10 protein-coding genes and 1 other annotated feature are annotated in these 10,408 nt (G+C 41.8%); of the genes, 6 read left to right on the top strand and 4 right to left on the bottom strand.

All coding sequences use genetic code 11. The annotated features are described in order from the left end of the window. The coding region (locus AC1DSB_RS08325) for a transglycosylase domain-containing protein (protein ID WP_477586418.1) at positions 1 to 1,873 on the bottom strand (1,873 nt) is incomplete at its 3' end. Between the two features lie 108 nt (positions 1,874 to 1,981). Further along, positions 1,982 to 2,182, top strand: a binding site (T-box leader). Between the two features lie 170 nt (positions 2,183 to 2,352). Here AC1DSB_RS08325 and tyrS point away from each other — a divergent pair. Beyond that, the gene (tyrS, locus tag AC1DSB_RS08330) at positions 2,353 to 3,618 is read left to right on the top strand and encodes a tyrosine--tRNA ligase (protein ID WP_477531187.1); all 1,266 of its coding nucleotides are present in this window, start codon (positions 2,353 to 2,355) and stop codon (positions 3,616 to 3,618) included. Between the two features lie 163 nt (positions 3,619 to 3,781). Here the strand turns inward: tyrS and AC1DSB_RS08335 are convergent, their stop codons facing one another. From AC1DSB_RS08335 to AC1DSB_RS08345, 3 genes are all read right to left on the bottom strand, one after another. Next, positions 3,782 to 4,597 carry a cobalamin-binding protein gene (locus AC1DSB_RS08335; RefSeq protein ID WP_016426601.1) on the bottom strand — a complete coding sequence of 272 codons (816 nt, stop codon included), beginning with the start codon at positions 4,595 to 4,597 and terminating at the stop codon, positions 3,782 to 3,784. A 141-nt stretch (positions 4,598 to 4,738) separates the two neighbouring features. Beyond that, positions 4,739 to 5,458, bottom strand: coding sequence for a collagen-like protein (locus tag AC1DSB_RS08340; protein WP_477586421.1), 720 nt, complete (start codon positions 5,456 to 5,458; stop codon positions 4,739 to 4,741). Positions 5,459 to 5,535: 77 nt separating this feature from the next. Beyond that, positions 5,536 to 7,575, bottom strand: a complete 2,040-nt coding sequence (locus AC1DSB_RS08345) for a PKD domain-containing protein (RefSeq protein WP_477531186.1) — start codon at positions 7,573 to 7,575, stop codon at positions 5,536 to 5,538. Positions 7,576 to 7,779: 204 nt separating this feature from the next. Between AC1DSB_RS08345 and AC1DSB_RS08350 the strand changes: the two genes are divergently transcribed. The 5 genes from AC1DSB_RS08350 to AC1DSB_RS08370 all read left to right on the top strand — a co-directional run. Continuing rightward, a complete protein-coding gene (locus AC1DSB_RS08350; protein WP_477531185.1) occupies positions 7,780 to 8,199 on the top strand; it encodes a hypothetical protein in 420 nt (139 codons plus the stop codon). Positions 8,200 to 8,321: 122 nt separating this feature from the next. Next, a complete protein-coding gene (locus AC1DSB_RS08355; protein ID WP_231391039.1) occupies positions 8,322 to 8,669 on the top strand; it encodes a hypothetical protein in 348 nt (115 codons plus the stop codon). 38 nt (positions 8,670 to 8,707) lie between these two features. Further along, complete coding sequence (locus AC1DSB_RS08360; RefSeq protein ID WP_477531184.1) at positions 8,708 to 9,295, top strand: SCO family protein; 588 nt, start codon at positions 8,708 to 8,710, stop codon at positions 9,293 to 9,295. A gap of 87 nt (positions 9,296 to 9,382) precedes the next feature. After that, positions 9,383 to 10,114, top strand: a complete 732-nt coding sequence (locus AC1DSB_RS08365; protein ID WP_477531183.1) for a hypothetical protein — start codon at positions 9,383 to 9,385, stop codon at positions 10,112 to 10,114. 20 nt (positions 10,115 to 10,134) lie between these two features. Beyond that, positions 10,135 to 10,408, top strand: a 274-nt coding sequence (locus AC1DSB_RS08370) for a hypothetical protein (protein ID WP_477586423.1), incomplete at its 3' end; no start/stop codon positions are given.

A 10,408-nucleotide genomic window follows, 5' to 3' on the forward strand; every position in this document is an offset into this window, starting at 1 on the left:
GCATATCAGTTACGATATATGATGTTTGTGGAGAGTAGACAGGTACAGCTTTTGATTGATGCTTGAAAATAATATTGCCATCAGCATCTTCAATTTTCTCAATCATATATGAATCGATAAATTGACCACCATTCGCCAAAGTGGCATAAGCATTTGTGTTTTCTTCAATTGTGACACCATTTCTAATACCACCAATTGAAGCGGAAAGGTTTACATAATCCTCATCTATTAAACGAGAGAATCCGAGTTTTTTTAAAAATTCGGCTGGCCGTTTTTCGACAATTTGATTATACAATCTTAAAGCTGCCAAGTTTTGTGAAGTTGCCAGTGCCTGTCGGGCAGGAATGATACCAAGTTCTTGCTCTTTATTGAAGTTTCCAGGTGAGTATGGATTTCCACTGCCGTCTACATAGTTTTTGAATGCAACATCGACGACCGGACTTCCAGCACCAATCACACCATACTCAATGGCAGGAGCATAAATTAATAAAGGCTTCATGGTTGAACCATTTTGACGATATCTTTGTGTTGCATGATTTGATGCTTCAATGTCATAACTACGTCCACCGATAAAACTTAAGATTCTGCCCGTACTATTTTCCATCAGCACACTGCCTACCTGAACAGGTTCTTCAACCCATTCATTTTTTTGTGATTCGGCATTGTATTTTTCAACCTTGATAGAGGGGCCATAGTTTTTAAATTCATCTTTAACTTTTTGATGAGCGTCATACATTTCTTTGTCTATGGTTGAATGTATTCGGTAGCCGTTGTTACGCATTGCACGATCGGCCATAATTGTATATTTTTCATTTAATTTTTCTTCATCTTTTAAACGAGAAGGGTCAATGCCGTCTTTTTCAGCTAACGATTCCGCTATAATCTGTTTTGCTTGGCGTTCCAATTCATATGTTAAGAAAGGGTATCTTTCCTGAGGTAATAATTCAGGAGAACGGAAATCTTTTTTAATATCGTAAGCAATCGCTCCGTTATATTCTTGTTCCGTTATGTAGCCGGTTTCTTTCATACGATACAGTACTGTCAGCATCCGATCGATTCCTGGTTTCAGACCATCATCATCTTTCAATAAACCTCCAGAAGTGAATGGTGTATGAGCAAAAGGTGCTTGCGGAATGCCCGCTATAAAAGCAGCCTGAGGTAAATTTAAATCTTTTGCTTTGACATTGAAAATTCCTTCTGCGGCGGTTTCAATCCCTGCAATATTGGCACCAGAAGCGTTGCGGCCGTAGGGGATGATATTTAAATAAGCTTCCAGAATTTCATCTTTTTCCATGAATTTTTCAAGGCGCATGGCAAGAAGAATTTCTTTTGCTTTGCGTTCATAGGAAACTTCATTTGTGAGAATCTGATTTTTGATTAACTGTTGTGTAAGTGTGGATCCACCTGTCTGGCTATCAGAATTCGTTACATCCTGCAGTAGCCCACGGAAAATAGCTTTTGGCACGATTCCATCATGTACTGGGAAATATTCATCTTCCGTTGCATACACTGCATCAAGGACATAAGGAGAAACTTCCTCAAGCTTCGTTTCACGACGCTGTAAATCTGTTCTTATTTTCCCTAAGTACACATTGTTCGCAAAATATACTTCTGAGGTCTCTTCATAACTGAAGATGGATGCGCGCATATCCGCTTCTTCACGAAGTGGTTCCTGATCGACTAGTGAAGCGAAATATCCAGCTGCCACCGATCCTGCAAATGCGCCGCCTACCAAAAGGACAATAAGCAAAATTAATGCGAGATTCCAGATGACCCCTGAGGTAATGCGCAAGCCTTTAGCCCACTGTGCATTTGTCCACCTATCCCATGTTTCGTTTATTTTTTTCAACCAGTTTTTTACTTGATCATTCAACCGAATCGACCTCCTAAAATCTTGTCCTATTATATCATAAAATGGTAGATGCCCAATATATTTATTGACAACGAACAATAAAAGCGTACAATGAAAAAATATATATTATTTTGAGTGATGAAAAGTCCGAAGTAATGAATGCAAGTGCTGTTTAGAGAGCCAGCGGGTGGTGAAAGCTGGTCAGTGTGCATACATGAATTACAGGCTGGGAGCTTAAACGTCAACACAACGATACTGTGTCTGATGAGCGGAAGGACTGGTTCCTTCAAGCTGGGTGGTACCGCGCAAATTGTATTTAGCGTCCCTGCATGATTTTTATTAATCGTGCAGGGACTTTTTTATGTCTAGCTCCACGCGCCAGCTCGCACCTCCGCTTCAGAAACTCAATCGGAAACAAGTTTCCGATATGTTTCTTCCAGCGTCGGAGTTGAGCTAAAGTGGCGAGTTACGCAATTCATATTTTCAAGGAGGAATGGCAAATGACAAACGCATTAATCGAAGACTTAAAATGGAGAGGGCTTGCCTACCAGCTGACTGACGAAGCGGGTATGGAAGAGCTTTTGAATAAAGAATCAATCTCTTTATATTGTGGAGTGGATCCTACAGCGGATAGTATGCACATTGGACACATCGTTCCTTTACTGACATTGCGCCGTTTTCAATTACATGGCCACCAACCGATTCTGTTGATAGGTGGAGCTACAGGAATGATTGGAGATCCGTCTGGCCGTAGCGAAGAACGTCAATTGCAAACAACTGAACAAATTGATGAAAATGTTAAAGGTCTTAAAGTTCAAATGGAACGCATTTTTGATTTTGGTTCTGAAAATGGAGCCGTTTTGGTTAACAACCGTGACTGGATCGGTTCAATGAATGTCATCGAATTTTTACGCGACTATGGAAAATACATTGGAGTTAACTACATGTTAGCGAAAGATACGGTTGCCTCACGTTTGGAAGGCGGAATTTCGTTCACGGAATTTTCGTACATGTTGATTCAAGCAATTGATTACAATCACTTATACAATTCTCACAACTGTCGAATTCAAGTAGGGGGATCTGATCAGTGGGGTAATATTACGACTGGACTTGAAATGATTCGTAAAACCCATACCGAAGAATCAAAAGCATTTGGTATGACCATTCCACTTGTGACGAAATCGGATGGTACGAAGTTCGGTAAGTCGGCTTCTGGAGCGGTATGGTTAGATGCTGAAAAAACATCACCATATGAGTTCTACCAGTTCTGGTTGAATACAGCAGATGCAGATGTAATCAAGTACATGAAAATCTTTACTTTCTTGACACGTGAAGAAATCGAGGCATTTGAAGTGACAGTTGCGGAAGAGCCACATTTACGCAAAGCACAAAAGGCGCTTGCTGAAGAAATGACACGTATGATTCATGGTCAAGACTCTTTGGATAATGCACTGCGTATTACACAAGCATTATTCAGCGGAGACTTAAAATCATTATCTGCAAGTGAAATGAAAGAAGTATTCAAAGATGTCCCTTCCATTGAATTGCCAAAAGAAGACAAAAACATTGTGGACTTATTGGTTGAAGCAGGCGTTTCGCCATCTAAACGTCAAGCTCGTGAAGATGTAACGAATGGAGCGATTTCAATCAATGGAGAAAAATTGACGGCTGTCGATCACATCGTGAATGCTGAAAATCGTTTGGATGATTCGTTCTCAATCGTGCGTCGCGGCAAGAAGAAATACCATATGGTGAAATTCGTATAACATAAGAGGAAAGACCGTATTTATTATAAAAACGGTCTTTTTTATTAAAAGATAGACATGTTTCCAACGAACCACCACTCAACGTTAAACTGTGATGATTTTCGTCTTAAAAGTAAAGCTGCCTTGATGACTAATATCGTCATCAAGACAGCTTTTTTCGTAATCACTTATTTTCAGTAATCCATGTAGGTAATTCTAAATCGGCATAAATATCAGGATGTAGGATATTGGCGAGCTTAAACGCACCTTCCAAAAGGCGCGGGGAGGGACGGCAATACAATTCTTCTTCCATTATATGTACATTGTTCTTTTGTAAATCTGTTAGATTCTCATAACCAGACCGTTTTTCAACAACTTTTTTATTCACTTTAGATAGCTGAACGCCAACCCAAGCAAGGAAAATATAGTCCGGATTGCGACGCATTACATCATCCCAATCTGTCTGAACACTTGCCAATTCAACGTCACGAAAGACATTGCGCCCACCAGAAACTTCACTGACTTCAGTTAACCAATTTACCTGTCCGGGTGTAAAGATTGGTTTCGGCCACCACTCCCAATATAATTCGGGATAAGTGGAAACAAGGGTAGCGCGAATCTTCATTTCATCAACAAATTTTCTGTATTCCAAGACGATCTTTTCAGCCTCAACAGAAATACCACATGCGTGACCAACAATCAGTAAATCCTCTGCAATATCGTTTAAACTTTGAGGATTCAACACAAGATGGGGAATACCACGATCTACTAATTCGTTCACATTTTTCTCCATACCAGGAACACTGAGCGAAGCCAATACAAGATCAGGCTCTAATGCCTCTAGTGCATCGATATCAATTGACAAATCCGGACCTAATCGAGGTAAATGTTGAACTGAAGAAGGCCAATCAGAAAAGTCGTCGAGTCCGACAAGCTGATCCGTTAAGCCTAAATAGGCAAGAACTTCAGTATTGCTAGGGCATATAGAAATGAGTCTCATACAAAAACTCCTTTTAATTTTTATATAAGTGTATCATAGGCACAAAAAAAGAGCCCCAACTGGGACTCTATTGAAATTAACGAGAGTAGTACTCAATAGTCAAAATGCCTGGGCATCGAAAGTGCACAGGCATTTTTTATTTCACCCTACCTGGATAATTTGCAGGGTGGCCAATTTGTASCTAAAATGCTCCTGTAATTCTGCTTGGATTTTAACAATATCTCCTTCTAGCAATGAAACTAAATCAGAAGAGGACAGGGAGGTAGCAGTGGTGGATTCGGTGAACGACGATACTACCGTAATGGCGTCATTTATCTTTACGTGAAATGTCGATGGCGAACAAGTTATTGTATTTGATGCCAATATGATTTTATAGCTAATTTGATAAATCCCTGATTTCAATACTTTCAGACCGTCTTGCATTAACTCTACATCTTGGAGTGGTCCAGGCATGATAAATCTAACAGCCCCAGACGCTTTGCTCATTACATTGCAAATGCCGAAACCATGAGCTGCTTGCAATATACCTGGTGGTCCAGGTGGGCCTTGATCCCCTTTTGGACCTTGTATTCCTTGTAGACCTCTAATGCCTTGATCACCACTGGGACCTGGGGGACCTTGATCCCCTTTTGGTCCTTGTATTCCTTGTAGACCTCTAATGCCTTGATCACCACTGGGACCTGGAGGACCTTGATTACCTTTAGGTCCTTTTAATCCTTGTGGGCCCTGCTGGCCTTTTGGTCCAGGGGGGCCTTGTTCTCCTCTAAAACCAACGGGACCTTGATAGCCTCTAGGACCTCTAGGCCCACGTGCGCAATTACAATTATTCGATGATCCATTACATTTTGGACAGCGATCCAATTTAATCCTTCCTTCCTTAATAAAGATGGCAATTGATTTGATGCGTTCGTACTTTTGCATCCCTGACCAATTGTTTTTTAATTGCGAATATTAAGTGGTATATTTTGGAGTGTCCCGCCCGAGCTGGATTGAATGGAAATAGCTCTCGTTTGATCTGGCAGCTGAGAGGAACCTTCAACCCGATACTCCCATTCCCCTAATGTATCCACAGGCACTTGGGCTAGGAGAGTGCCGTTAAGACTACTGCCGATATAGATAGAGATTGATGCCCCTGCTTGAAGCACATTTGATGTCCCGGAAATACGCCATTCTGCATCACCAGTACGATACTCTGCCCGAGTAACAGTCAAGGTTTCCGGAACCGATGTCACTTGGACAGTGTCTGAAGAAATGCCTCCAGGACCTTGGACTGTAAGTTGGAAAGTTAGTGTTGCTGGCTGTGCGGGAAATCTAAATGTGGCTGTGGATGTATTGGGATTGGTTAATTGTACGGGAACTCCCGAGATTTGAGCCCATTGGTAAGATGTTGCAAGCCCTGTTGCACTTCCTGCCAGCGTCACTAGTGCTCCTTGCTGGACGACTTGATCTGGCCCTGCATCAGCAATTGGAGGTGGTGTGGAGTCAAGAACCGTAATACTTACGGAGTCGGTGGAAGGTCCGCCTTCGCCATCAACTGTCAAATCAAATACTAGAGTTGCTTGTGAAGCTGGTGTAACAAAGGTAGGAGTTGCTGTAGTGCCACCGGTTAATGCAACAGTAGGTCCGGATAACTGTATCCAATTATATGAGGTGATAGCACCCGTTGAATTCGTTCCGTTCAGAAACACGGTTGAATTAACGACAACTGTTTGGTCGGGCCCGGCATTAGCTGCTACAGGTATAGGGCCATCAGGAGAACCGGTCACTGATACATCTATAACCCTTGTGCCTACCGCTGTCGATTTAATAGTTACCTGGGACGGTGCAAATGAGAGGCTTGTAGTGCTTAATCCGTTAGGCGGAATGATGATCTCGCCAACCCCAAAATCCTCTATGGATAAAGCCGGTGCTCCAATCAAATCACTGGATGAGGCAATGACGTCCAAAGTTTGTGAATTCGTGTCATAGTTGGCCGTTGCCGTAATGAAATCAACTGGCCCGGCTTCTTTTATACTGTTCGGAACATCACTCAAGTTTGTAACAGTAAGGGAAGCAGGGGGGCGGGCACCTGTATAAGCGACTCGGGCAAAGTACTGTCCGTTTATTCCTTGAAGCAGGGCGGTGTCAATTCCGTTTCCGGAAACGCTTATCGTTTGTGCGGTGTCATCTGAACCTGCAAAGACATCTAGCAGTCCGCCTGCGCTATCGGTTTGTGTATAGTTGGCTCTAGTCACATCGACTCCCGAAACGGTAGAGATTTTTCCTAGAACAGTAAAAAGTCTGGTTTCAATACAGTTATCGGGGTCAAGGCCAGGAGTTGTTGAGCGATCCGGGGATCCGATGCCAATTCCTGGCCCTTCAATCCGAAAAATGTTTTGAGGCTGTCCGAATGAATCAACAAACACACTGCCTGTAATTAGATGGGGCACATTTGGATTGCCAATATATCCTTCTGGGGCAAGTGGTGCAACATTTGGATCCCATTTTAAAAATGGATGGACGCGGCTGTTAAGCGCAAGCTCGAATTCCCCGCCGTTCAATCCGCCAATATCCTCTGTAAAATTAATTTCCCCGGCTCCCTCTCCATCAGGTTCAGCGATGAATGTGTCAGTTCCATATGGGTGTGTAACCGTATACTCTGCATTTGGCTGTAATCCAAAGATACGAATCCGCACTCTGCCAAATACAATTTGGTCTCCATCCCTAGGAACTTCGCTTACAAAAGCAGCTTCCAAAGCTAAGACAAGCCTAGCTCTTTCGCCAGTACCAGTAGTCATTTCAGCTTCCGCCAGAAAATAAAAAGCTTCCGATGGATAGTTATCCGGGAATGACACGGGCAGCGCTGGGTTAGGCAAATCTGCAGGAGTAATCCCTGAGTAAGGATCAGTAGTATCGACATTCAATTGAAGACGCAATCTATTTTCATCTTTATACCATACAGGAAAACCATCAAACGCATTAATTGGTCCGACTGTCATGTATAGCCTCCTTTTTTTTGCAGAAAAAGTGATTCTACCAAATTTAACTGGAGATCAGGCGATTTCCTAATTTCTGCATATTTTTTCAAACTGTTATCAGTGTATGCAGAAAGGAATCCCATAGAGCAGGCAAATATACAACATTTTACAGTGGACAAAGTTCGTTCATATTTGTTGGTACATATGTTGTGTAGAGGTGGGGCTATGGATAAAATTGCACATTTAATCATCTTTTATGTAGATGGTTGGATAGCTCTTTGTTTTTATTTTTATTTGCGAAGCTTTAAAAAGTTAATCGGGTTTCAGTTGGGGATGAACATTAGTGTGGCAATGGGTGGGATGGCAGCTCTGCTTTCTGGTGTTTTGCTTCAGCAGCAATATCCATTCCATTTTACGTTGATTACGCTGATATCAACGGCCGTGGGGCTATTGGTTGGTGCGTTATTTGGTCTCCTGTTCGATTACCAGACGTTTGTAACCGGATTGACCAATGGTGCGTTCATTGGGCTGATGTCCCCGATGATTGGAACTGTTGTAGAAATGCCTACCCTGTTCAGTTTGTTCGTGCATGGGGTCTTTGCATTATGTTTACTCACCATTCTCATTTCTATTAAAAGGTCGTGATGTAAACCTTGTGGCCCATTATATTGTTATTGATGTGGTGCTTTTTCGAAGCTTTTTTTGTTTACTCGATATTTATTAAGAAGCATTTCCTGTTTGATGATCGATTTACAAAGTCGATGTGTATGGCTATATCCATGATGTCTTCATTTGCCATGGCGTTTTACACTCGTTTGCTTCTTCCTGTCAATCAGCCTATTTTTTATTTGATTCCCTTGGTAATAGGACTTTGCATTGGCTGGAAGTTCGGGGCTATGATTAAAGCTCCTGCTTCCCTAAATGGAATTTATAATGGTGCAATTGGTGGAATCATGGGAATGATGTTTGGTGCAGTCCTGCAAAATCCAGCCCTGTGCAAGATCCCAATTGAAACGGAAGCCATGATTGCTGAAAACATGTATATTCTGGCCTTTTTCATTGCCTGCCTTCATGCACTCGTATGCCAGCTCGTTCGCTATTCATTTAGGGTGTAATGGAGCTCATTCTCATGAAAAAACCAAGGAGGAGTTAAATGAAATTTTTTGCATGTACCATTTTATTGATTGGGGGAATTTTGGCCATTTACTTCTTTTGGCCCGAATCAACCAGCTTGCCTAAGTTGGGTACCGTAACTGATTGGGAACTGACAGAAGTGGGAACAGAGGAAGTGCCTGCCCATGATAAGCCAAAACTTATCACATTTTTCTATACAAACTGTCCAGATATTTGCCCTACCACTATGATTGATCTGCAAAATCTGCAGCAATCGATGGCGGACGAAGGGATAACTGAAGATCAATATCTTATTGTATCGGTGACGCTGGACCCGGCCTACGATACAGAAGAGAGAATTCTCCAATATAAAGAAGCTTTTGGAATCACAAGTGACAATTGGCTGTTTTTAAGAGGCTCTGAAAAAGAAATCAGAGGGTTTACCAAGTCCTTCAACTTTGTGTTTGAAAAGAATAAGGATGGGTTCCTAACCCACTCCACATCGATGTATATTGTGGACTCAAAGAACCAAATCAGATCCATCCACGACATGGCGGTGGGAGACAAAAAAGTGAATACCGAAGAAATTCTCCACCATTTCATGCAATTGATAAAAGAAGCAGAATAGTTTGGCTGGTCTAGTCTTTTTATAGTTCATAAAATTATGGGCTCAACATAAATTATGGAAGAGATTTCAAAATGAAGGAGCCTGCAGATGAAGGATCATTTTGAGGAGCCGGGATCGTTAGGCCAGACAACGGACGATTTGAACAAAAATCCTTCGTTTTCTTCACCAACCAGTGCGGTTTCCGAAGAAGAGACGAGAATTCTTTCCGAGTATATCGCCCAGAAAAACCTGTTTAAAGTGACGAGCCAAGACGAATCCCGCAGGAAAGTCCTTTTCTTGAAGCAGTTTTTTAAAATGAAGCGGAACCAGCAAGTTGTCGTTTCTTTTGTCATCGAAAAGGATATCCCTTTGACGACTGAGGGAAAAGTTGCAACGATTGGAAGAGATTTTGTCATGCTGACAGATCTGAAAAAAAGATTATGGATTCCCTACAGAGCAATTCAATCTGCAACCATCCCCTTTGGATTTCCCACTTACTCCAATACCCACCAACATTTTATTTATGATAATAACCTCCAGCAAAAGCTCGTTCTTCAATTCGGTGAGACAGTAGCTAAAAAAGACGTCCTAATCCGCCAGTTTTTTGAAGAATCTCTTCAAACAAACCTTCACTTCTGGAAAGGAATCTGGGTTGAAACCAGAACAGCTGACAACATCTTTTTCGGGAAAATCGGGTCAGCCACAAAAGCAGATTTAATTCTTCAGCTGTCAAAGAAAAAAGTAAGCGTGATTCCATTAAACGAGATTCGCTTTGTTTCAACTATCGGGATAATCTCACTATGGAAAAAGGTCCTGAAGTTATGGCTGGAAAAAGATTGAAATAATAAGGGGGCAAATTGATGGAACAAACAGAGGATAATTTATATGAAGAGCTGAAAAAGCTTATTGGGGATGACCTAATTGTCATAACCCGGGCCGTCCAGCTGAACTTACTCGGCCAAGTATTCCGCCCCATTTTCTCTGGAACGGTTTCTGACGTTCAGCATGGTCATATGACGTTGTCACCAGTCATCATTAAAATGGTGAATGCTCCATTTTATAATTTTCCTTTCCCATTAAGCATTCCATTTGAGCAAATTGTTTCTTACTCGACCGAAGTGCCTGTTGATGAAG

The organism is Paenisporosarcina sp. P4_E4_2 (genome assembly GCF_056401595.1).

Coding starts and splice junctions, on each gene's coding strand:
- tyrS (WP_477531187.1), top strand. CDS start 2,353: ATGACAAACGCATTAATCGAAGACTTAAAATGGAGAGGGCTTGCCTAC.
- AC1DSB_RS08335 (WP_016426601.1), bottom strand. CDS start 4,597: ATGAGACTCATTTCTATATGCCCTAGCAATACTGAAGTTCTTGCCTAT.
- AC1DSB_RS08345 (WP_477531186.1), bottom strand. CDS start 7,575: ATGACAGTCGGACCAATTAATGCGTTTGATGGTTTTCCTGTATGGTAT.
- AC1DSB_RS08350 (WP_477531185.1), top strand. CDS start 7,780: ATGGATAAAATTGCACATTTAATCATCTTTTATGTAGATGGTTGGATA.
- AC1DSB_RS08355 (WP_231391039.1), top strand. CDS start 8,322: ATGGCTATATCCATGATGTCTTCATTTGCCATGGCGTTTTACACTCGT.
- AC1DSB_RS08360 (WP_477531184.1), top strand. CDS start 8,708: ATGAAATTTTTTGCATGTACCATTTTATTGATTGGGGGAATTTTGGCC.
- AC1DSB_RS08365 (WP_477531183.1), top strand. CDS start 9,383: ATGAAGGATCATTTTGAGGAGCCGGGATCGTTAGGCCAGACAACGGAC.